The 24,218-nt window shown below is 32.8% G+C and carries 21 protein-coding genes; 10 read left to right on the top strand and 11 right to left on the bottom strand.

Annotated elements, in window-relative coordinates; genetic code table 11:
- Positions 1-40 precede the first annotated feature (40 nt).
- Together SHI72_RS03740 and SHI72_RS03735 are read right to left on the bottom strand one after the other, a co-directional pair.
- Positions 41-508 (bottom strand): hypothetical protein, encoded by a 468-nt coding sequence (locus SHI72_RS03740; protein ID WP_323489092.1) that lies wholly within the window; start codon positions 506-508, stop codon positions 41-43.
- 129 nt (positions 509-637) lie between these two features.
- A complete protein-coding gene (locus SHI72_RS03735) occupies positions 638-1,900 on the bottom strand; it encodes an aminotransferase class I/II-fold pyridoxal phosphate-dependent enzyme (protein ID WP_039117131.1) in 1,263 nt (420 codons plus the stop codon).
- A gap of 352 nt (positions 1,901-2,252) precedes the next feature.
- On the opposite strand from SHI72_RS03735, the gene nirK reads away from it, so the two are divergent.
- The 3 genes from nirK to SHI72_RS03720 are packed head-to-tail and all read left to right on the top strand — an operon-like array spanning position 2,253 to position 5,052.
- Complete coding sequence (gene nirK / locus SHI72_RS03730; protein WP_409417914.1) at positions 2,253-3,641, top strand: copper-containing nitrite reductase; 1,389 nt, start codon at positions 2,253-2,255, stop codon at positions 3,639-3,641.
- Positions 3,642-3,655: 14 nt separating this feature from the next.
- On the top strand, positions 3,656-4,429 hold the full coding sequence (locus tag SHI72_RS03725; RefSeq protein WP_323489090.1) for a formylglycine-generating enzyme family protein: 774 nt from the start codon (positions 3,656-3,658) through the stop codon (positions 4,427-4,429).
- A 17-nt stretch (positions 4,430-4,446) separates the two neighbouring features.
- Entirely contained in the window at positions 4,447-5,052 is a 606-nt protein-coding gene (locus SHI72_RS03720) for an SCO family protein (RefSeq protein ID WP_323489089.1), read from the top strand.
- Positions 5,053-5,358: 306 nt separating this feature from the next.
- Here SHI72_RS03720 and SHI72_RS03715 read toward each other — a convergent pair whose 3' ends face one another.
- The 5 genes from SHI72_RS03715 to SHI72_RS03695 form a co-directional block, all read right to left on the bottom strand.
- On the bottom strand, positions 5,359-6,591 hold the full coding sequence (locus SHI72_RS03715) for a hypothetical protein (protein WP_323489088.1): 1,233 nt from the start codon (positions 6,589-6,591) through the stop codon (positions 5,359-5,361).
- Positions 6,592-6,711: 120 nt separating this feature from the next.
- Positions 6,712-7,434 carry an iron-sulfur cluster repair di-iron protein gene (ric, locus tag SHI72_RS03710; RefSeq protein ID WP_039112608.1) on the bottom strand — a complete coding sequence of 241 codons (723 nt, stop codon included), beginning with the start codon at positions 7,432-7,434 and terminating at the stop codon, positions 6,712-6,714.
- 18 nt (positions 7,435-7,452) lie between these two features.
- Entirely contained in the window at positions 7,453-9,690 is a 2,238-nt protein-coding gene (locus SHI72_RS03705) for a nitric-oxide reductase large subunit (RefSeq protein ID WP_323489087.1), read from the bottom strand.
- Positions 9,691-9,782: 92 nt separating this feature from the next.
- Positions 9,783-10,304 (bottom strand): azurin, encoded by a 522-nt coding sequence (gene azu, locus SHI72_RS03700; protein WP_039112606.1) that lies wholly within the window; start codon positions 10,302-10,304, stop codon positions 9,783-9,785.
- A gap of 25 nt (positions 10,305-10,329) precedes the next feature.
- Complete coding sequence (locus SHI72_RS03695; protein WP_039112605.1) at positions 10,330-10,779, bottom strand: RrF2 family transcriptional regulator; 450 nt, start codon at positions 10,777-10,779, stop codon at positions 10,330-10,332.
- A 206-nt stretch (positions 10,780-10,985) separates the two neighbouring features.
- Here SHI72_RS03695 and SHI72_RS03690 point away from each other — a divergent pair, with 206 nt between their 5' ends.
- Positions 10,986-11,789 (top strand): NYN domain-containing protein, encoded by an 804-nt coding sequence (locus SHI72_RS03690; RefSeq protein ID WP_039112604.1) that lies wholly within the window; start codon positions 10,986-10,988, stop codon positions 11,787-11,789.
- A gap of 49 nt (positions 11,790-11,838) precedes the next feature.
- Positions 11,839-13,356 (top strand): FMN-binding glutamate synthase family protein, encoded by a 1,518-nt coding sequence (locus SHI72_RS03685; protein ID WP_039112603.1) that lies wholly within the window; start codon positions 11,839-11,841, stop codon positions 13,354-13,356.
- A gap of 62 nt (positions 13,357-13,418) precedes the next feature.
- Here SHI72_RS03685 and SHI72_RS03680 read toward each other — a convergent pair whose 3' ends face one another.
- Entirely contained in the window at positions 13,419-13,832 is a 414-nt protein-coding gene (locus SHI72_RS03680; protein WP_323489086.1) for a hypothetical protein, read from the bottom strand.
- A gap of 311 nt (positions 13,833-14,143) precedes the next feature.
- Between SHI72_RS03680 and SHI72_RS03675 the strand changes: the two genes are divergently transcribed.
- From SHI72_RS03675 to SHI72_RS03660, 4 genes are all read left to right on the top strand, one after another.
- Positions 14,144-14,722, top strand: a complete 579-nt coding sequence (locus SHI72_RS03675) for a non-canonical purine NTP diphosphatase (RefSeq protein ID WP_323489085.1) — start codon at positions 14,144-14,146, stop codon at positions 14,720-14,722.
- Positions 14,723-14,926: 204 nt separating this feature from the next.
- Positions 14,927-16,825, top strand: a complete 1,899-nt coding sequence (locus SHI72_RS03670; RefSeq protein ID WP_039112599.1) for a DEAD/DEAH box helicase — start codon at positions 14,927-14,929, stop codon at positions 16,823-16,825.
- Between the two features lie 88 nt (positions 16,826-16,913).
- Positions 16,914-17,681, top strand: a complete 768-nt coding sequence (locus SHI72_RS03665; protein ID WP_039112597.1) for a carboxypeptidase-like regulatory domain-containing protein — start codon at positions 16,914-16,916, stop codon at positions 17,679-17,681.
- A 134-nt stretch (positions 17,682-17,815) separates the two neighbouring features.
- Entirely contained in the window at positions 17,816-19,126 is a 1,311-nt protein-coding gene (locus tag SHI72_RS03660; RefSeq protein ID WP_323489084.1) for a TIGR00341 family protein, read from the top strand.
- A gap of 305 nt (positions 19,127-19,431) precedes the next feature.
- Here the strand turns inward: SHI72_RS03660 and SHI72_RS03655 are convergent, their stop codons facing one another.
- A complete protein-coding gene (locus SHI72_RS03655; RefSeq protein WP_086894229.1) occupies positions 19,432-20,892 on the bottom strand; it encodes an aminoacyl-histidine dipeptidase in 1,461 nt (486 codons plus the stop codon).
- A 111-nt stretch (positions 20,893-21,003) separates the two neighbouring features.
- Between SHI72_RS03655 and SHI72_RS03650 the strand changes: the two genes are divergently transcribed.
- Complete coding sequence (locus tag SHI72_RS03650) at positions 21,004-22,065, top strand: DUF3810 domain-containing protein (protein WP_323489083.1); 1,062 nt, start codon at positions 21,004-21,006, stop codon at positions 22,063-22,065.
- On the opposite strand, the gene SHI72_RS03645 is transcribed toward SHI72_RS03650, so the two are convergent.
- On the bottom strand, positions 22,060-22,650 hold the full coding sequence (locus tag SHI72_RS03645) for an NAD(P)H-dependent oxidoreductase (protein ID WP_039112592.1): 591 nt from the start codon (positions 22,648-22,650) through the stop codon (positions 22,060-22,062). The genes SHI72_RS03650 and SHI72_RS03645 overlap by 6 nt on opposite strands.
- A 10-nt stretch (positions 22,651-22,660) precedes the next feature.
- Positions 22,661-24,217, bottom strand: coding sequence for an FAD-dependent monooxygenase (locus tag SHI72_RS03640; protein WP_323489082.1), 1,557 nt, complete (start codon positions 24,215-24,217; stop codon positions 22,661-22,663).
- Position 24,218: the final 1 nt, after the last annotated feature.

Genomic DNA, 24,218 nt, shown 5'->3' with positions numbered 1-24,218 from the left:
CGTTATGCGAATGGATTTTTTTATTCTCTCAGCTCCCAAACTATTTGCAATCAACCTTTGATAAAGTCATTTTTGAATCAAATTTTAAAAGCTTTTTATCTTTAAATACCAATTTACCATTTGTTTCTATAAGGTCTCCATATCCCTCAATAAAAGTTCCTGCTTTTTTCAGGAAAGCAACTTCTCTTATAGAAGAAACTCCTTCAGATTTAAAAGTATAATCAGCAATAAGTGTATCTCCTTTTATGCTCCCTATTATAGTTCCTTCGTTTTTATCTTTTTGATAAATCTTGTACGTCAATTGCCCATCTACTTCATTATGAGAATTTGTGTTTAAAGTCAGCATGACTGTATCCTTATTAGTTACCGATTGAAAACATTGTTTGCCTACAGATTCTTCGATTTTTGCAGATTCGACCGTACTAGGGATTATCTCTTCTTGTTTCTCTTTTTTACAAGAAACCAATACTAATGTAACGGCTCCTATTATTGCTATTATTTTTTTCATAATTATTCCGTTTAAAAGTTTGAATGTTAAATATAGTACATAATAGTCATAAACAAAAAAAATCCATTCGCATAACGAATGGATTTTTTTATATAATTCCCATATATTCAATTGAATATTGGATTGTAACTATGCATCTAAATCAACTGTAGTTCTACTAGCAATTTCTTTATAAGTTCCATTTTCTAATTTTTCACGAATAGCTTCAAAAGCTGTAAGTGTCTCATCAATATCTGCCAAAGTATGAGATGTAGTAGGTATCATTCTTAATAAAATAATTCCTTTTGGAATAACTGGATAGATAACAATTGACAAGAAAATACCGTAGTTTTCTCTTAAATCATTTACCATTACCATCGCTTCTGGTACACTTCCTTGAAGATAAACTGGAGTTACACATGTATTTGTATCACCAATATTAAAGTTTCTAGAACGTAATCCGTTTTGCAATGCATTTACATTTTCCCAAAGTTTATCTTTCAATTCTGGGTGATTACGCAATAATTCTAAACGTTTTAATGAACCAATTGTTTGAATCATTGGCAATGCTTTTGCAAACATTTGAGAACGTAAATTATATTTTAAATAATCGATAATATCTTTATCTGCAGCTACGAAAGCTCCGATATTTGCCATAGATTTAGCAAAAGTAGAGAAGTAAACATCGATATCATCCTGAACTCCTTGCTCCTCACCTGCTCCAGCTCCTGTTTTACCAAGTGTACCAAAACCGTGTGCATCATCTACTAATAATCTGAAATTGTATTTTTGTTTAAGAGCAACGATTTCTTTCAATTTTCCTTGTTGTCCTCGCATTCCAAAGACACCTTCGGTAATAAATAAAATCCCACCACCTGTTTCAGTTGCCATTTTTGTAGCACGTTGCAGGTTTTTCTCCATACTCTCAAGATCATTGTGTTTGTAAGTAAAACGTTTACCCATGTGCAAACGAACACCATCAATAATACAAGCGTGAGAATCTACATCATACACGATAATGTCATTTTTAGTAACCAATGCATCAATGATAGATACCATTCCCTGATAACCAAAATTCAACAAATAAGCTGCTGGTTTCATTACAAAATCAGCCAATTCATTTTCTAATTGCTCATGATATTTAGTATGACCAGACATCATACGTGCTCCCATTGGGTAAGCTGCACCAAACTGAGTTGCAGCATCAATATCAGCCTTACGTACTTCTGGATGATTTGCTAAACCTAAATAGTCATTCAAACTCCAGTTTAAAATATTTTTTCCACCAAACTGCATTCTTGGGCCAAGTTCACCTTCTAATTTAGGAAACACAAAATAGCCCTCAGCTTGTGAAGCCCATTTTCCTAATGGTCCTTTATTGTTCTGAATTCTTTCGAATAAATCTTTTACCATAAATATATTTTGAAGTAATAATTTTAATTTAAACAGCGTGCAAAAATAATGATTATTATTCTAAAATAGAGTTTGGCAATTATTTTTATTGAAAAATATTCTGAATATCAATATCCAAATAATTAAGTTAAATTTTAACTCACACCTTTAACAAGATTAAACGCAATTAAATAAGAACAATTTTGAATTAAATTATATTTTATATGACTTACATGACTTTTATCATAATAAAAGACAAAACAGTCTTTTATTTTTGTTTAAAGATTTAAAACTAAAATAAACCAAACTTGTTATGAAAAAGAAATATAAAATGCCCTTAAAATTGAGAGCTGTTTTTTGTGCAATTTTTGCAATGTTATTATTAGCATCATGTAAAAAAGGAGAAGAATCTACGAATTACACTGATATTAAAACTGATGGAGAAATGGAAGCTGAACTTACAGCTCCACCAATGGTACCAAAACCAGTTGGTAACAGACCTGCCATGAAACTAAAAGTTAATATGGAAATTAAAGAGCAGGAAGGAACTATGACTGATGGTGTAAAATATACCTATTGGACATTTGGAGGTTCTGTTCCAGGAAGTTTTATTAGAACTCGTGTTGGTGATGAAGTCGAATTTCATTTAAAAAACCATCCGGATAATAAACTTCCACACAATATCGATTTACATGCCGTTACGGGCCCTGGTGGTGGAGCATCATCATCACTTGTAGCACCTGGTCATGAAAAAGTGTTTAGCTTTAAAGTAATAAACCCTGGACTATATGTTTACCATTGCGCTACAGCTCCTGTTGGAATGCACATTGCAAACGGAATGTATGGTTTAATTTTGGTAGAGCCTGAAGGTGGTCTTCCTCCAGTAGACAAAGAATACTACGTTATGCAAGGTGATTTTTACACTCAAGGTGAATATGGAGCTCAAGGACTTCAGCCTTTTGACATGAATAAAGCGGTAAAAGAAACACCTGATTATGTTGTATTTAACGGGAAAGTTGGTTCATTAACAAATGGAGGTGAACTTACTGCAAAAGTTGGTGAAACGGTTCGTTTATTTGTTGGTAATGGTGGACCAAACTTAGTATCTTCTTTCCATGTTATTGGTGAAATATTTGATAATGTACATGTAGAAGGTGGAAGCATGATTAATAAAAATGTTCAAACTACGCTAATTCCTGCTGGTGGAGCATCTATAGTTGATTTTAAAGTAGAAACTCCGGGAAGTTTTGTCATAGTCGATCACTCCATTTTTAGAGCATTTAATAAAGGTGCACTAGGAATACTAAAAGTAGAAGGTGCTGAGCATAAAAACATATATTCTGGAACTATCCAAGAAGGTATCTATTTACCAGAAGGAGGAACAATTCAGAAAATGCCTGATAATGGAGCTGCTAAAACAGTAATTCCAAAAAGAACTGTAGCAGAAAAGGTAAAAATTGGAAAAGAAATTTTTGGCACAACCTGTTTTGCTTGTCACCAATCCGAAGGGCAAGGAATTCCTAGTACGTTCCCTCCTCTTGCAAAATCAGATTATCTTAATGCAGATGCTAACAGAGCAATTAAAACAATCCTGCATGGTTTAAGTGGAGAGATAACTGTAAATGGTAAAAAATATAACAATGTTATGCCTAGCCAGAATTTATCTGATGATGAAATAGCAAATGTTATGACTTATATATACAACAGTTGGGGAAATAATAAAACAGATGTTACTCCCGAAATGGTAAAAGCACAAAGATAACAACACCAAATAGTATGCAAAAAAGCATTTTCATTATTATTCTTTTCTTGGCTCATATTACGGGAATGGTATGGGCACAAGAATCGAAAATAGTTCCGATAAAAGAGGGCTCCTTTGTCCCTCTTTACGGGGCTACAACAAAAACGCCTGTCGTTGTAAAACCTTTTTTTATAGATGTTAATCCTGTTACAAACAATGAGTTTTTGAGTTTCCTCAAAAAGAATCCAAGCTATAGCAAATCTAAAATAAAAGGACTTTTTGCAGACAAAAGTTATCTGTCTTATTGGAAATCGGATTTTGATTTCGGAAATTCAAATCCAAAAGCTCCTGTAACCAACGTTTCTTGGTTTGCTGCCAAAAAATATTGTGAATGTCAAGGAAAGCGATTGCCTACAATGGACGAATGGGAATATGTTGCCATGGCAGATGAAAAAAGGATTGATGCCAGAACTAAAACTGAATTTAATAAATATATTTTGTCCTGGTACGAGAAATCAAAAACGTATGAAAATCCTATTGGACAAACGTTCAAAAATTATTGGGGCGTTTATGACATGCATGGTTTAGTATGGGAATGGACTTCAGACTTTAATAGTATCTTTTTGTCTGGAGAATCCAGAAAAGATAAAAGCGACGATAAAAATCTTTTTTGTGGAGGCGCATCTGTAAATGCATCCGACTTGATGGATTATGCTGCTTTTATGCGATATGCCTTTAGAGGAAGTCTTAAAGCGCAATATTCAACGCGAAATCTAGGTTTTAGATGTGCTAGTACAACAAAGCTATAATTTTAAATCATTTAAAAATGAAAAAAACAATAATGGTAATTTTCATTCTTCTTTTTACTTTGCAAAGTTGCAAAGAATCTAAAAAAGAAGACGGTTCATTAGCCACAGAAGACAAACCAATTAGTGATTTATCCATTTATAATTTGCCTTCACAATGGACAACCCAAGATGGAAAAGATATCGAACTAAAAAGTCTAAAAGGAAATGTTCTGGTTATGGTAATGATTTATACAACTTGTAAAGCTGCTTGCCCAAGATTAGTTGCTGATATGAGAAATATAGAATCTCGATTAAATAAAGAAACAAAGAAAAACGTAAAACTTATTCTCGTAAGTATTGATCCTGAAACTGATACTCCCGAAAAACTAAAAGCATTTGCTATTGCTAATAAAATGGAAAATGACCCGTGGATTTTCTTACGTTCTACAGAAGATAATACTCGAGAATTTGCAGCTGTTCTAGCTGTTAATTATAAAAAAATATCTCCCATAGATTTTTCACACTCCAATATTATAAGTGTTTTTAATCCTGATGGAGAATTAATTTACCAACAAGAAGGCTTAGGAGTAAACAATGATAAAACAGTAGACAGAATAAATCTGGAAGCAGAAAAAATTAAATAGGTTAATTAATTCGTAAAGAACAAGGGAAGATTTTGATTAATCGACTCTTGTTTTTTGTTTTATAATATTCAGGAGAATTAACCGCAAGGAGCGCAAAGTTAACCTGTAGCAAAAAAGAACGCGGATTAGAGCTGATTTACAAAAGTAAAGACGCGGATAAAAACTGATTTTAAAACAATAAAAAGAAAATCCGTCCCGACGCTTCGGGATCGCGTTTTCGCCTTAGCGAATCCGTTTAATCCGCGTTCCTTTTATTGACAAAGTGTTAGAATCCTTTTAATTATAATAATCTGTGGCGAAAAAATATTACAATCTAACATTTTTTGTCTTAATGATTGAAGCTGTAATTAAACTTAACCCTACAACAATAAGAACGCTTGTTCCGAAAATTTCTTCGTAATAACCCCAAAGCGCTCCTTTACCAAAATAAAGAAATCCCCCTTGAATAAATAGCAATATTTCTGTTGCTATATATCCCAAAATAAAACACTTTATTCCTGCACGAAGTAAATAAGATTGATGCGAAAGCAGCTTATTCTGAATTAATACTCCAAGCAAAAATCCTGTGATTATACCTAAAGTTGTTAAATGAATAAAACCAATTATAAAGTTTCGGATCTGATGTGAAATTTCGGCTAGATTAGGTATTAAAACCAATAATTGTATGCCTATTTTCAAGAATAAAGAACACAACGCCAAACCATATACTATTTTAGTCGTTGAATCTAAATTAGCTTTAAACGAGTTTATTTGAGGCTTTAGCATTTTATAAAAATGGACAAAAGCAACCAATTGCAAAACAACTCCAATAGTATTAATCCAACTTAATAAATTGTTGTCGACATACCAACTTACAGGAAATGCTACGGTTAAAAATGTAGCTATGATGAGTAAAGTAAAGAATATTTTGAACGACTTTTTTTCTATTTTATCTTCAAATTGCTTTAAGAATAAAGCCAAAACCGCAAACAAAAACCATCCATTAAACTGAAAATGCAGGAAAAACTGAATTGCAATTTGATAAAAAGCACTTTGTTTCCCCAACATACTTACTGCTGGCCCTAAACACCAAACTCCGAAAGTCGAGAAAACCATAAATAAAATCGCTGCCAATAAAAGTTTATGATCGCTTCTTTTATCCTTAAAACCATCTCTCCAAACCAGCCAACAAAAAACATAACTGAGTACAATATGCATTGTAGAAAATATAATCGAAAACAAAGCATATCCCTGAATCGGGAAAGTTACCATCATACCAATAACAGCAAATTCGGTAACCCAGAATAACTGATTATAAATTGGTTTCTGACTTTTTTCTTTTGAGATAAAAAAACGAACAATTAAAACATAAATCATCAAATAAGCCCAACCTAACATCGCTACATGTGAATGTGCATGAAGTAAGAAACTATAATTTATATTTAAAGGAAATAGATAGACATAACGCATTAACAACCCCATAAGCGAAGCTATTAAAAAATTAAAGAAGCAACATACAACCCAACTTTTTTGCGAACTCATTTTAGTTAATAATTTCATCTTTATTTAAATTAAAAGTAGTTCAAAATAATCCTAATCTCATATTTATAGAAATAAAAATGCACCGATGTTAATTAATTTATCGGTGCATTCTTTTAATTAATTATACATTCTTATTTTTTAAGAAAACTCTTTTTCCAGAATCATTGCTTTAGGAAACAAGATATTATTTTCCAGATGAATGTGTGTGTGCAAATTCTCTTCAAATTCTTTTAGCATAGCATACGTTACTTTGTAAGTAGTACATCCGTCACTTGGCGCCTGATAATCATTAGTTAGGCTGGCAATTTCGCGAAAGCGTTCTCCCTCGGCGTCATGCTCATGCATCATCATTGCAATTGGGTTCGATACAGTTCCAAAAGGAGGTTGTGCTAAAGCTTCGTCTGTTTCTTTTGCTTTAACCATCTTTTTTATAAAAGGGAATAACATCAATTCTTCTTTTTTCATGTGTTGAGCTAATTCGCCAGCACATTCGGTAAACAATTGGTTTATCTTAAACAATTCTGGATGATTCCCTCCATGAACACTGCAAAGTTTATTTAGAAATTGCATTATAATGATTGATTTATCCTCTACATAACGGTGGTGTGTTTTCTCAATATAATCAGCCAATAAATCCAATGGCCATGAGTTAAAGTCTATTGCATTAGTATCTTCGGCTGATAAAGCTTCTTTAATTTTTTTAAGTAAAACTTTAGAGTCAATTTCTTGCTTTGCACAAACTTCGTCGATGGTTCTGTTTCCTTTGCAACAAAAATCGATTTTATATTTTGAAAATACTGCAGCAGTTCTAAAATCTTCTGCTACAAATGTTCCTATTGTTTTATTTTGTAAATTTTCCATGATATTATTTTTATTTTATTATTTTCTTCTGTTTTTTAATGTCAAATCAAAGACAAACCAAGCCGTAGTTATAATTCCTATTCCGAAGATAGAATCCCCTATGGCACGCATCCATTTTAAAGTAATCATTGTAGGTTGTTGCATTAACTCTGATGAACGTGCATACCACATTCCGTGATCAATACTTTCGATAGCTTGCCAAATTCCTATTGGCAACAAACTCAATACAGCCATTAAAAACAACCCTATATTTAATGACCAAAACGTAATTTTAAGTAGTTTCTCGTTCCAGGTAATATTTCTGTATAAACTTCTTAAAACAAAAAGCATTAAACCAATTCCTAACATTCCGTAAACACCAAACAATGCTGTGTGTGCGTGAAGAGGTGTTGTATTTAAACCTTGTACATAATACAATGCAATTGGCGGATTGATAATGAATCCGAAAACTCCAGCTCCAAGGAAATTCCAAAACGCAACGGCTATCATAAAGTAAATAGGCCATTTGTAATCAATAATCCATTGTGTAGATTTTGACAATTTATAATTTTGGTATGCTTCAAAACCTATTAATGTAAGCGGTACAACTTCTAATGCACTAAATGAAGCTCCTAATGCCATAATAGCTGTTGGTGTTCCAGAAAAGTACAAGTGATGGAAAGTTCCAAGAATACCTCCCGACATAAAAATAATAGTTGCAAATAATACATTTAAAGTAGCTGTTTTAGTTTTTAATAATCCCAAACGAACAAATAAAAATGCGATAACAACTGTTGCAAATACTTCAAAGAATCCTTCTACCCATAGGTGTACAACCCACCATCTCCAATATTCGGCAATGGCTAAATTTGTTTGTCTTCCCCACATTAATCCTGCTCCATAAAACATGGCAATTGCTGTACAAGAAATCAAGAATAAAATGATTAGATTTTTTTCTTCTGTCTTTTTCTTTAAAATAGGAATTAGCGGACGTATCATTAATGCCAACCATAAGAATAATCCAACTAAAAGGAATATTTGCCAGAAACGTCCCAGATCTACATATTCGTATCCTTGGTGTCCAAACCAAAAGTTTTGTACTAAATCTAGTTTTTGCATTACCCCAAACCATTGTCCTACCATTGAACCCAAAACAATGATTAATAAAGCAATAAACAAGAAGTTTACTCCAAAACATTGAAATTTAGGGTCTTTTCCCGAAACTGCCGGAGCAATATATAATCCTGTAGCCAACCAAGCTGTTGCTATCCAAAAAATAGCTAATTGTGTGTGCCAGGTTCGTGTAACTGCGTAAGGTAAAATTTGATCTATGGGAATGCCATATAAAGCATTTCCTTCTACACCATAATGAGCTGTGATTATCCCTAGTGCCATTTGCAAGATCATCAATAAACTTACTACCCAGAAATATTTTTTGATCAAATGCATCGATGGAGTCATCCCCTGATTAAGTATTGGATCTTTACTAGGAAGCGGAAACTCCTCTTCTTCACCCGATTTTGCATGATAAAACACTAGGATTCCGATACTAAAAATCAGTAAAATAATACTGACACCCGACCAGGCAAGCAATTCTTTTGTGGCATTATTACCAACCAATTCGTCTGATGGCCAGTTGTGTGTGTATGAAATATCCGAATCGGGACGTTGGGTTACAGTTGCCCAAGTAGCCCAAAAGAAAAATGCATTCATTTTATGCATTCTTGCTTCGTCTTTTATTGAGTTTTTAGGAATTGCATATTCTTCTCTTAATTTATCAAACTTAGGATCATTGGTAAAAAGTCCTTGATAATATTCACTAAGATATTGAATTGCTGCTACTCTATTTTCTGAAATTGTAAGTGTTTGTGAATTTTTATCATAACGATTTGTTCTCACATCTTTTTGTAAGCGTATCTTTAATGCTGCTTGTTTTTCCTTATCTAAGTCATTAAATTCTTTACCAAAATCTTCTTTCGAATATTTGTTCAGAATAAACATGGCTTCTCTATGCAACCAATCGGCAGTCCAATCTGGTGCTACATAAGCACCGTGTCCCCAAATAGATCCTACCTCTTGTCCTCCTATACTTTGCCAAACATTTTGCCCGTCTTTAATCTCATCTTCAGAAAAAATAAGTTTTCCGCTATCTGAAACTATTTGTTTAGGGATTGGTGGCGCTTGTTGGTAAATTTCATAGCCATAATACCCCAAAACAGCAAACGAGATGCTCATTACCAAAGCAAATGCTATCCATAATTTTTTTTCTCTTTTCATTTTTTTAAATTTCATCAATAAAAGACTTTTTTATCCTTTATTAGTTTAATAAAAAACTCTAACCCACTAATTTATGGATTAGAGTTCTTTAATTATTCAACAATTAAAACACCTTTCATCATGGCAACATGCCCTGGGAAAGTACATAAAAAATTGTATGTTCCTTTTTTATCTACAGTAAACTCAATAGTATCCTCTTCTCCTCCACCAATTAATTTAGTATGAGCGATAATCGAAGCTTTTTCTGAAGCAGGAATATAATCAGTGTCTTTAGCAGCAGCAGCTTTACCCGCAAAAGCAGCTTCATCTGTACCTTCCTGCAAAATAACTACGTTATGTCCCATCGCAGCTTTAGGAATCTTACCTACGTGTTTTAATGTTAGCGTGATAGGTTTTCCTGCTACAGCTTTTAACTCTTTGGTATTAAATTGCATTTGATCATTTCCTTCAATAACCAAAACATTACTAACTGCTGCTGTTTGCCCTTCAGAATCCTCTGTTGGCTCACTTACCTCTGTTGGCGTATCAGTTGGTGCAGTTTCTTTTTTACCACATGAAGTTATTGCTAAACATCCCATTAGCATTACAATCGAAATTTTGACTTTTTTATTCATTTTTGAGTATTTAAATTATATAATATTAATTGTTTTTGTTTAATGCTTTAAGAAAAGAATCTCCTGATTTTACACCTAATGCGAGTTCTTCCAGGGTTGTATTTGTAAGCATATCTAAAAGTAATTCACGTATTTGCTTAAATTGATTATGTACCGGGCAAGGATGCACTTCTGAACATTCTTTTAATCCGATACCGCATCCTTTATATATGTTATCACCATCAATGGCATCAACAATCTGAATTAATTTAATAGATTTTACTTTATCAGTAGAAACCTCAAAACCACCTCCTACACCTTTTGCCGAATCTATAATTCCGTTTTTGGTAAGAATCTGCATTATTTTGGCAGTAAAAGGTTCTGGAGAATCAATTTCTTTCGCCACATCTTTTATCCCAACCCTAATTCCTTGTGATGATTTTGTAGCAATAAATATCGAGGCGCGAATACCATACTCACAGGCTTTTGAAAACATAGACTAGTTGATTTAATTTTATACAAATGTATTTAAAAACATATTAAAAGACAAATTTATCTTTAATAGATTTCTAAAATAAAAATCTTACCTTATTTATAACCAGAATAATTTAATTATTCAGAAACACATATTATAAAGCAAGATCCTATAAAAACTAATTTTAGTTTTATCTTTGGTAGATTATAATTTTGTAAAACCAAAAAATGTCTTTAAACAGCACCAAAGAATTGAAACTTGCTGTACTTATCGATGCCGATAATGTACCGTATAGCAATGTAAAAGGGATGATGGAGGAAATTACTAAATTTGGTACTCCAACAACTAAACGTATATATGCCGACTGGACTAAACCTAATGCAAACGGTTGGAAAAGCGTATTACTAGAACATGCCATTACCCCTATCCAACAATATAGTTACACTGTAGGTAAAAACTCTTCCGATTCGGCATTAATTATCGATGCCATGGATTTATTATATTCGGGAAAACTAGACGGTTTTTGTATCGTTTCTAGCGATAGTGATTTTACCAGATTGGCTATTAGATTGCGTGAATCTGGTATGAAAGTAATCGGTATTGGCGAAAAGAAAACACCAAGTGCATTTATTGTAGCCTGCGATCGTTTTATATATATTGAAGTATTAGATGGCGCCATCAAAAAGAAAGAACCAAAACCTACTACTTCTGACTCTAAAAAACCTGTTGAAAAACCAACTGGAAAACAACCTGAGAAACAAACCGAAAAACCACTAAACAAAATTGATCTTCAAACAATTGAACTTATCGAAGATACAATTGATGCAATTGGTGATGATGATGGATGGGCATTCTTAGGAGATATAGGTAATCTTTTGGTTAAGAAGAAACCTGAATTTGACCCAAGAAATTATGGTTTTTCAAAATTAACTCCAATGCTAAAATCCTTAACGGATATTCTTGAAATCGACGAAAGAGATTCAGATAAAAAAGGAATCAAACATAATTACGTTCGCTTGAGATACAGCTAACATATTTTACAATTTACATTTATACTTTTCAAATTAAAAATTAAAAAACATGAGAAAAAAATTCTTTATCTACGGATTCTTATTGTTTCTAGTTGTTGCAGCAATTTATCATTATTCTGAGTCAGGACGTGGTTTCTTACTCCTTATTATTATTCCAATACTATTAGTTGTTGGTGTTTATAATACAATTCAAACAAAACATGCTATTTTAAGAAACTTTCCTGTTTTAGGTTATTTCAGGTATTTATTTGAAATGATTGCACCAGAAATTCAGCAATACTTTATCGAAAGATCTACAGACGGTAAACCTTTCTCTAGAAATCAACGTTCATTAGTTTATCAAAGAGCCAAAAATATAGATTCTAGTTCTCCTTTTGGAACACAACTAAATCTTAATCATGATAGTTACGAAGGAATCAAACATTCAATTTTTCCTGCCAAAGTAAATGAAGAATTACCTCGTGTACTTGTAGGTGGTAAAGATTGTAAACAACCTTACTTAGCGTCTTTACTAAATATATCGGCAATGAGTTTTGGTTCGCTAAGCGAAAATGCTGTTCGTGCCTTAAATATAGGTGCACAAAAAGGAAAATTCTATCAAAATACTGGTGAAGGTGGACTTACAGAATTTCATCTTGCTGGTGGCGGTGATATAACTTGGCAAATAGGTACTGGATATTTTGGTTGCCGTGATGCAAATGGAAATTTTGATGGAGAAAAATTTAAAGAAAAAGCATTACTTCCAAATGTAAAAATGATAGAAATTAAGCTATCACAAGGAGCAAAACCAGGACATGGTGGTGTACTTCCTGCCTCTAAAAACACAGAACAAATAGCTAAAATAAGAGGCGTACAACCACATACCACAATTTTATCTCCTCCTAGTCACAGCGCATTTTCTGATGCAAAAGGATTAGTTCATTTTGTGGCTCGCTTACGCGAATTATCTAACGGTAAACCTATTGGTTTTAAACTTTGTATCGGTAGCACTAAAGAATTTGAAGACATTTGTCATGAAATGATTTCCGAAGATTGTTTTCCTGATTTCATAACTATCGATGGTGCCGAAGGTGGTACAGGTGCAGCTCCGCTAGAATTTGCAGATGGTGTGGGTATGCCATTTGAGCCTGCTTTAATTTTTGTAAATAAAACATTGATTTCTCTAAATATTAGAGATAAAATGAGAGTAATTGGTAGCGGAAAAATTATCTCTGGATACTCTATCCTTCATGCTGTAGCACTTGGTGCTGATATGTGTAATAGTGCCAGAGGTTTTATGTTCTCATTAGGTTGCATCCAGGCTTTACGTTGTCATAATAATGAATGCCCAACGGGAGTTGCAACACAAAATAAAATGCTGATGAAAGGTTTAGTAGTTACTGATAAATCCGACCGTGTATTTCATTTCCATAAAAATACCTTGCATTCGGCAAATGAATTATTGGCTGCTGCAGGAAAAACACGTTTTGCTGACGTTGACATTAATATCTTTATGCGTGGTGATGAATTTACCAATTTATCCGAACTATATTTCCCAGATAATCTAACAAGCGTTACCAAACGCTAAATAAAAAAAGCCTCTTTGTTTTACACAAAGAGGCTTTTAAGTTTTTAGGATATTTTACAAGCTTACTTTTCTTTTAACAGCTCTTTTAATTCTTCCTTATTAATTATCACTTTGGACAGAACTGTATTATCCTTAGCTAAAAAATACACATGAAAAGATATTCCTTCTTCGATTAATGCTTTAGGGAGTTGATCTTTTTTAATCATTTCAGCCAACAAATCAGGAAATGCCTTGCTATATTTTTGTTTATTTGATTCGTTTTGCTCTAAATCGGTTTCTATTCTTATTTCAATTTTATTATCTTCTAAATATCCTCTAGCAGTAGTTCCAGTAATATTTTCACCTTTAAAACTTGGCGCTATACTAGTATTATAAGTAATAACGTATTCCTGAAGTTTTTGTTTGGTGTTTTTACAACTTACTAATGACAATATAATAACGATAGCAAATGAGATTTGGATAATTTTCTTAAACATAATTTTTTCTTTTGAGTTGAATCAATAAATCATTAATTCAAACATAATCTAATTATATTTCATACGCAATACCTATCACTGGACTGGGCAGGATCACTCATACACCTTTGTCAAAGTTTTGAACCAAGGCTGTAAGGAACTTTGACAAAGATCTGCAAGGAACATATTCTACTTTCCGCTGGATTGCCATATAAAATACAACATACAGTGTCCTCAAAACTCCGGAAGCTTCATAAAAACTACGAAGTCGAAATTCCATGAAAACTTTGTAACTTTGTATGAACATCTTTTTAATTACACACCTATATATAATGGATCTCGTTTTTGCTTCGAACAATAAAAATAAAATTCTGGAAATACAAAGTATACTCGACGGTAGTATAAAAATATTAAGTTTGGAAGACATTGGTTGTCACGAAGACATTCCAGAAACTGCTGATACTATTGAAGGTAATGCTATTCTTAAAGCCGATTACGTAACCAAAAAATATGGTTACGATTGTTTTGCCGATGATACAGGACTTGAAATAAGTGCTTTAAATGGAGAACCTGGAGTATATTCAGCCAGATATGCAGGAGAACAACGCAACTCTGATGATAATATGAATAAAGTTTTAAACGGGCTTAATAATGTTTCTAACCGAAAAGCTCATTTTAAAACTGTAATTGTATTAAATTTAAACGGAAAGCAACACCTATTTACAGGTATTGCTGATGGAAGTATTACTCAGGATAAAAAAGGAGATCAAGGCTTTGGCTATGACCCGATTTTTCAACCTGAAGGCTATGAAGAAACTTTTGCTGAATTACCTTTAACTGTTAAAAATAAAATTAGTCATCGTGGAAAAGCAACCCAACAACTTATTGATTTTCTGAACCTCGTTCAATAATTGTTTAGAATGCAACATTTTACATCCCAAATTTTAAATTTCTAGACGTTTTTTTGCTGCAATTTCATAAAAAACGATGATAAAATACTTAATCAAAAACATAACCGCTTGATAATCAAATCATAATAAATATACAATTCTTAAAATAGCATTAGTTTATCTGAATAATTAACAGTAATTTTGCACCCTATTTTAAAAATACATATGAATAAATTTGAACAATTAGGATTGAGTGAATCGTTACTGAAGGCGATTTTAGATCTAGGATTTGAAAATCCGACTGAAGTACAGGAGAAAGCGATTCCCCTATTATTGGAAAAAGACACAGATATGGTTGCGTTGGCTCAGACAGGGACAGGGAAAACGGCAGCTTTTGGTTTTCCGCTAATTCAAAAAATTGATGCCAACAACAGAAATACACAAGCATTAATTTTATCTCCAACCCGCGAGCTTTGTTTGCAGATTACTAACGAAATTAAAAACTACTCTAAATACGAAAAAGGTATTAATGTAGTAGCAGTTTACGGTGGTGCAAGTATAACAGAACAAGCTAGAGACATAAAAAGAGGAGCACAAATTATTGTGGCTACTCCTGGTAGAATGCAAGATATGATTAACAGAGGATTGGTAAACATTTCTCAAATCAACTATTGTGTTCTTGATGAGGCTGACGAAATGTTGAACATGGGATTCTACGAAGATATCGTAAACATCTTATCTACATCTCCAGACGAAAAAAGCACATGGTTGTTCTCTGCAACTATGCCACAAGAAGTTGCTAGAATTGCAAAACAATTCATGCACGAGCCATTAGAAATTACTGTTGGAGCTAAAAACTCAGGTTCTTCAACTGTATCTCACGAATTTTACTTAGTAAATGCACGTGATCGTTACGAGGCTTTGAAACGTTTAGCTGATGCTAATCCAGACATTTTCTCTGTAGTTTTCTGTCGTACTAAAAGAGATACTCAGGCTGTTGCCGAAAAATTAATCGAAGATGGATACAGCGCTGCTGCATTGCACGGAGATTTATCTCAAGCGCAACGTGATGGTGTAATGAAATCTTTCCGTGGAAGACAAATTCAGATGCTTGTAGCTACTGACGTTGCTGCACGTGGTATTGATGTTGATAGTATTACTCACGTTGTAAACTACCAATTACCTGACGAAATCGAAACTTACAATCACCGTTCTGGACGTACTGGTAGAGCTGGAAAATTAGGAACTTCTATCGTAATTGTTACTAAAAGTGAATTACGTAAGATCTCTTCTATCGAAAGAATTATCAAACAAAAGTTTGAAGAAAAAACTATTCCTTCTGGAATCGAAATTTGCGAAATCCAATTATTGCACTTAGCAAACAAGATTAAAGATACTGAGGTTGATCACGAAATTGACAACTATCTTCCTGCTATTAACAATGTTTTAGAAGGATTATCTAAAGAAGAATTAATCAAGAAAATGGTTTCTGTTGAATTTAACCGTTTTATTGCTTATTACAAAAAGAACAGAGATATCTCTAATCAATCATCTGGTTCTGAAAGACGTGATGATAGAGATGGTGCTGCAAGACCTAATAACAATGGTGGTGCAACAAGATATTTCGTAAACATTGGATCAAGAGATAATTTTGATTGGATGTCATTAAAAGATTACTTGAAAGAAACATTAGACTTAGGTCGTGATGACGTTTTCAAGGTAGATGTAAAAGAAGGTTTCTCTTTCTTTAACACTGATCCTGAGCACACTGACAAAGTAATGGAAGTATTAAACAACGTACAATTAGAAGGACGTCGTATTAATGTTGAAATTTCTAAAAATGACGGTGGTGGAAGACGTGACCATAACGGAAGAAGTTCTGGTGGTGGTTTCGGTGGCGGAAGAAGTTCTGCTCCAAGAAGAGAAGGTTCTGGTGGCGGATTTAGAAGCGACAGAAATTCTGCTCCAAGAGAAGGTGGTTTTAGAAGCGACAGAAACTCAGCTCCAAGAGAAGGTGGTTTCAGAAGCTCGGCTCCAAGAAGCGAAGGTGGTTCTGATAGAGCTCCAAGACGTTCTGAAAGCTTTGGTGATTCATCGAGACCAAGAAGACCAAGAAGAGATTAATACTCTTTGTTAATTTTCTTATAATTATACTTGAAGACTACAAAATATTTAATCCTGATTTACTACTTTTAAAGTTTTAAATCAGTTTATGAAATATTTTGTAGTTTTCTTATTTTTAGTACTTTCCACGACCGCGTTTTCTCAAGACATTGAGCATTCTCAACGAGTATCTGGTTACATTGTTAACGACAACACAAAACTTCCTCTATCTAGCGTAAACATCATTAACCTTAATAAGGTAAGAGGTGCTACATCTGATGCTAAAGGATATTTTGAAATTGATGTACAGCCAAATGATACCTTACACTTCTCTATTTTAGGATTCCAGTCCTTAAGGATTCGTGTTACGAATGACTGGATAAAAAACAAAGTCACAAAAATTCAGCTTACTGAAAAAGCAATTGCCCTTGAAGAGGTAATTATACGCCCTTTTAACCTAACTGGTTATCTGGAAGTTGACTCTAAACTGATTCCTGCAAAAGAAAATTATCGATATAGTATTTCGGGTTTAACCCAAGGATATGAAGCTGGAGAATATTCACCAAATGCCTTTGGTAAAGTATTAGGATCCATCTTTAATCCGACAGATGTACTTTATAACTTTTTCGGAAAAAACCCCAAGGAGCTCAAGAAACTCAAGGAAATGAAAAAAGACGATACAGTGCGTAACTTATTAGAATCTAAATTTGACAGGGAAACCGTAGCTGTACTTCTTGGAGTAAGTAAAGATGAAATTCCTGAGATTTTAAAACGTTGTAACTACTCAGACTCTTTTATACAATCGGCAAATGACTTACAAATAATGGATGCCATAAGCGGTTGCTACGAGCAATATAAAATACTTAAACGTAATTAAAATTACTTTAAATAATAAAAAGCAAATCCTCTCTACCAAAAGTAGTTGAGGATTTTTTTTTGCGTCAGCATTATGCATAATAGCTATTTCAATATAAAATTCGTACTTTAACTGTAAATAAAACCTCTATTGCAATGAAACGAAGAATAAACAAAGTCTTGGATTTTATAGACCTTCACAAAGGAGAAGAAGACAAAAAGAAGGTAATCGAAAATATTACCGGTGCCATTTCTTTTAGAGGTTCCAATTTATGGATATTAGCATGTGCGATACTTATTGCATCTGTAGGTCTGAACGTAAATTCCACTGCCGTAATTATAGGTGCCATGCTAATATCGCCTTTAATGGGACCGATTGTTGGAGCTGGTTTTGGTTTAGGCATGTACGACTTCGAATTGGTCAAAAAATCTATTAAGAACCTTCTTATTGCTACATTTGTAAGCTTAGCTATATCGACTATCTATTTTTATGTAAGTCCCTTTAAAGAAGCTCAATCTGAGCTTTTAGCACGAACATCACCAAACATATATGATATCCTAATTGCCTTTTTTGGGGGATTAGTTGGTGTAATTGCAGTAACCAGAGTCGAAAAAGGAAATCCTATTCCTGGTGTAGCCATTGCCACAGCATTAATGCCTCCTTTATGTACCGCTGGATACGGATTAGCTCTCGGGAACATTAGCTATTTTTTTGGTGCTATGTATCTATACACTATAAACTGTGTGTTTATTTGTATTGCCACTTTTGTGATTGTAAAATTTCTAGAATATCCTGTTGCAGAACAACTGGATTTAAAACGCGAGAGACAAGTAAAATACGGAATTTCAATTCTTATAATGCTTATGATTTTGCCTAGTATTTATTTTGCTTATCAGCTTTTTGTTGAAAAAAGTTACACTCAAAGAACCGAAATTTTCATTAAAAAAGAATTTACCGATCATGATTACCCAATAATATATGAGAAAATAGAATATAATTCGAGACCTAAGAAAATAAAACTTGCCTTTTTATCTAAAAAATTCAACCATCAGGAAATTGTTGATTTGAATAAAAAATTGGTCGAGTACAACCTACTTAATACGCAACTGATAATTCAGCAAGATACTTTTAATCTAAGCAATGATGTTCTTAAAAGGATAAACTCTAGTAAGGATTTAGTAGATAAAAAAGATATCCTCATTAATAGTTTACGAGAACAACTATCCGAATATCAATTTAACAATGAGCAAATTACAAACGAATCAAAAGCATTATTCCCTTATATATCGGCATTAGCCATTGGAAATTACTCTTATAAAGATGGACAAACTACTAAAATAATTCCAATAGTTTTATATCAAAGCAAGAAAGAGTTAGACCGTGAAATGGATAAAAGATTAAAATCATGGCTCAAAATTCGACTAGCAAAAGATTCGATAGAAGTGTATAAACAGGCATCTAAATAAGAAATAGCATTTAAAATTATTTTAACAAAAAAGGTTTTACTCTTTACAAGTATAAACATCTGAAAAATAGTCACTATATTTACTTATATATAAAAAGAAATTAACTAAACTTAAATATCATGGCAAAGAGTCAAGACGCTAAAAAAACAGCAAAAAAAGAACCTCTTAAAACTGCAAAAGAAAAAAAAGAGGAAAAGAGAGAAAAGAAAAATAGTCCTAAAAGAGACTAATTTTTAGTAATCAGTCGCAGTTTTTAGTATACAGTTTTTTTAACTGAAAACCGAAAACTGCGACTGTGAACTTTATTACTTAACAGGAATATTTGATAGAATTTCTAATACAAATTTCCAATATTTTTGAGCAGATGAAATACTTGCTCTTTCGTCTGGCGAATGTGCTCCGTGGATTGTTGGACCGAAAGAAATCATATCCATATCTGGATAATTTGTTCCTAGAATTCCACACTCTAAACCAGCGTGACAAGCTACAACTTTTGGTTTCTCGTTATTCTGTTTCTCGTAGATTCCAACTAAAACATCTAATATCTCAGAGTTTACATTTGGAGTCCAACCAGGATAACTTCCTGAAAGTTCTACTTCACATCCTACTAATTCAAAAGCAGAACGCAATGAATTTGCTAAATCAAATTTAGAAGTTTCAACAGAAGAACGTGTTAAACATCCTATAGAAATCTCACCATCTTTTACAATTACACGAGCAATATTGTTAGATGTTTCTACCAAATCGTCCATATCGGCACTCATTCTGTAAACTCCATTGTGAGCTGCATAAATAGCACGAATAATTCCTTCCTGAACACCTAAATCCATAACTTTTTTAGGTAAATCGCATTTTACGATTTCTATTGTAAGGTTTGGTTCAGTTGTTTTATATTCAGTTTTAATATCATTGATGATTTCTTGCATATCAAAAATGTAAGCTTCATCAAACATTTCTGAAATAATCACTTTTGCAACACTTTCTCTCGGAATTGCATTACGTAAGCTTCCTCCATTGATTTCAACAACTTGTAATCCGAAATTTTCGAAAGCATCAAATAATAAACGGTTCATTATTTTATTTGCATTTCCTAAACCTTTATTGATATCCATTCCTGAATGACCACCATTTAAACCTTTTACAGTAATAATATGCCCAACAGAACCTTCTGGAACTTCTTCTTCGTTATAGGTTCTTGTAGCTGTTACATCAATTCCTCCTGCACAACCAATATCAATTTCATCATCTTCTTCAGTATCTAAATTTAATAAAATCTGACCTTGAAGAATTCCTCCTTTTAAATTTAATGCACCAGTCATTCCTGTTTCTTCATCGATTGTAAACAATGCTTCGATTGCAGGATGCGGAATGTCTTTACTTTCTAAAATTGCCATTATTGTTGCAACTCCAAGTCCATTGTCTGCACCAAGTGTAGTTCCGCGAGCACGAACCCAATCCCCATCAACATACATATCAATTCCTTGTGTATCAAAATCAAAAACCGTATCGGCATTTTTTTGATGCACCATATCCAAGTGTCCTTGTAAAACAATTGCTTTACGGTTTTCCATTCCCGGAGTGGCTGGTTTACGGATAATTACATTGCGAATTTCATCCTCAAAAGTTTCTAATCCTAAACTAGTACCGAAGTTTTTCATGAACTCAATAACACGCTCTTCTTTTTTAGACGGACGAGGTACAGCATTCAAATCGGCAAACTTATTCCAAAGTGCTTTTGGTTCTAAATTTCTTATTTCTTGACTCATTTATGTTTTGTTTGAAGTTTAACATTTTCCAACTTCAAAGTTACAAAGTTTAAATTCTTTTTCGATACTAATTGATATTGTATTTATATTTACGTATCCAAAATTTACACTGTGAAACGAAAATATATCCTTCCTCTTTTTTTACTCCTACAAATCATCATCTTAAAGATTATTCCATTCTTTCCAGAGTTCATTGAAAAAAATTATAGTAACGGATTGTATTTAAAAATTGCTTCCTTTTCTAGAATTGTACTTGGCGGAATTCCTTTTTCGATAGGAGATTGCATTTATTTTATCTTGATTGTATTGTTTTTAAGATGGCTTTGGATAAAACGAAAATCATGGAAATTATTATGGAAAGATAATCTCCTGACAGTTTTAAGTTATCTGTCGGTATTTTATTTTTTATTTCATTTTCTATGGGCGTTTAATTATTACCGAGAGCCTTTATTTGAAAAAATGGGAATTCAAAAGGATTATTCTGATGCCGATTTATTGGCTTTTACCAAAAAACTAATTACGAAAACCAACACCATTCAATTACAAATAACCAAAAATGATAGTCTTAAAGTTGTGTTTCCTTATTCGCAAGAACAGGTTTTTAACATGAACTTAAATGGATATAATAATCTTGCTACCGAACATCCTTATTTTACCTATTCACATTTAAGTGTCAAGAAATCATTATTTAGTTTACCACTCACTTATATGGGTTTTGGCGGTTATTTAAACCCATTTACTAATGAGGCTCAAGTAAATAGTCTTGGCCCCATGTATAGCTTTCCAATGACTACAAATCACGAAATGGCGCATCAGATGGGATACGCCAGCGAAAACGAATGTAATTTTATAGGCTTTCTGGCATCGATAAAAAATGACAATATCTATATTCAATATTCAGGTTATAGCTTGGCTTTGCGTTATTGCTTAGGGATTATTCAAGCAAAAGATGAAAAATTATCTAAACAATTAATAAAAACCGTTCATCCCGGAATTATAAAAAACTATAAAGAAAGTCAGGATTTCTGGAAACAATATGAGACTTTTATCGAAACTGGTTTCCATATTTTCTATGATAATTTCTTAAAAATAAATCAGCAAAAAGATGGCATGGAAAGCTACAGCAAATTTGTCGATTTAATGGTTAATTACTATAAAGGAAAAGAGCTATAACTTGGAGAACTTTTTTTCTAACTCATCCAACCAATTTTCACGTTTGCTTTGGCTCACCATTTTTACTCTGTTATAACTGATCCATTTTCTATTTTTATAGCCTAATTTCCAAAATATGCCTCTCATGAAAGCTTTTTGAATTGCATTGCCAAAAATCCAACGATAGATATATCTCGGCGTATTCATTGTTGTAATTACAGTAACTCCTTTTATATTGTTTAATAAAGGTTTCATTCTTGTATTCTTATCATTTGCATAGTCATAAGCCAGTCCAGGAAAAATAACTTTATCAATAAAACCTTTCATTAAAGCTGGCATCAATTCCCACCAGATAGGGAATATAAAAACGAGATAATCCGCTTTTTCCAGTCGTTGCTGATAAGCTATAACTTGTCTGTCGCTAGGTTTTTTATCTCTAAACGATTTTAAATCTTCGGCTGTCATTACTGGATTAAATTGCTCATTATCCAGATGAATTAAATCCATAGAATGTTGCGCAGTTTTAAGGCCTTCTTGTACCGCATCGAGTAAAGCATTACAATAACTTCCTTTAAACGGGTGATTAAAGATGATTAAATAATTCATAGCTTTTTATTTAATTTGAACTAATTTTATTAATATAAGAATCAATGTTTCTGATAATCTCGTCATAATCCTTAACTTTTCCGATATCGAAAATGAATTTATCAGGTCTGATTACAACAAAATCTACTTTATTTTTAATCATCCATTTATTAAAAAAAACAGATTTAATCTCGATCGAGGAATCCGAAAAATCTTCCACTAGCGAAATGTATTTTAAAAAACCTGAAGGGTTAAAAGGGATTATTTTGCAATCTGAACGAAATAGCACAACCCAATGAAAACCACATAATTCATCTAAATATACTTTTCTTTGATTTTTTAAAATAACAAGGGGTTGAGGGATTCGTTTGCCTACCAAAGGATGCTTTAATTTTGAAAAATTTTTGACCTCTAAACCATAAAGATATTTTTCTATAAGTGCATCAATAGGTTTGCTGGGCAAAACATTCAGCAATCGCAAGAATCCATTCCTAAAAGATGCCAAAATAGGATTAGAATACTGAATAAATCCACCTAAAACAGAAGCCACTTTTATTATTTTTTCTACCTGCGGTGCTCTTTCCTTGTAATAAGAATCTAATAATTCATTTGTTGCTACATTAAAATTAGTACAAGCGCTAACAATCTTCCAGGATAAGTTTTTAGCATCTTTTATACCAGAACACATACCTTGCCCTAAAAAAGGTGGCATTTGATGTGCTGCATCACCTGCAAGAAAAACAGTGTCTGAACGCCATTCCTTAGCTACTAAAGTATGGAATACATATTTTTTCTTTCTAATAATTTCAAAATCATGTATAGGAAAATGAGATGCCAATCTTGGAATCATCGTATCTGCCAGCATTTCATCAGAAAATTTAGCATGTTTTTTAGAAATCATAAATTCCCACCTAAAATGATCTTTAACCCCATTTACATAGGTCATAGGTTGGTTTGGATCACAATATTGTTTATGATCTTCGGAGAAAATCTTTTTTCCTGTATAATTTGTATCAACAACAAACCATTCTTTTTTAAATCCAAAATCATGAACAGCTATATTCATCTTTTTTCGAATGGCACTTCTACCTCCGTCGCAGGCAATAAGAAATTTACCTTTTACATTTATAGATTCCTTTCTATTATTGGTTAATACCAAAGAAACTGTATCTACTTTTTTATCTAAATCACTCCAAGTTGTTTCTTTTAAAAATTCGACATTTGGATACTGCAAAAACCCGTTTCGCAAATGTTTCTCTATTTCAGGCTGTAAAATCCAACTACAATCAGGAATGTCTTCGGAAATACTTGAATTGGGTTGAAACTGAAAAAGCAGCTTATCTTTTTTTGAAACTAATGAATAATTTACAAAAGGCTTTATCGCATCTTTTTTCATTCCTTCATAAAGTCCTAATTCCTGAAAAATTCTAATTACGTCTTCATCAATGTGTACAGCTCTAGGATATTCGATAATATCCGCTCCCCTATCAAAGAGTAAAACCTTTAAATTTTGCTTGCCAAAATAATTAGCAAATGTGGCTCCTGTGGGGCCACATCCTGCTATTATTACATCATATACTTCTTCCATA

This window comes from Flavobacterium sp. PL02, assembly GCF_035013205.1.
In the GTDB taxonomy this organism is placed as follows: domain Bacteria; phylum Bacteroidota; class Bacteroidia; order Flavobacteriales; family Flavobacteriaceae; genus Flavobacterium.
This window is presented reverse-complemented; position numbering and strand designations above follow the sequence as displayed.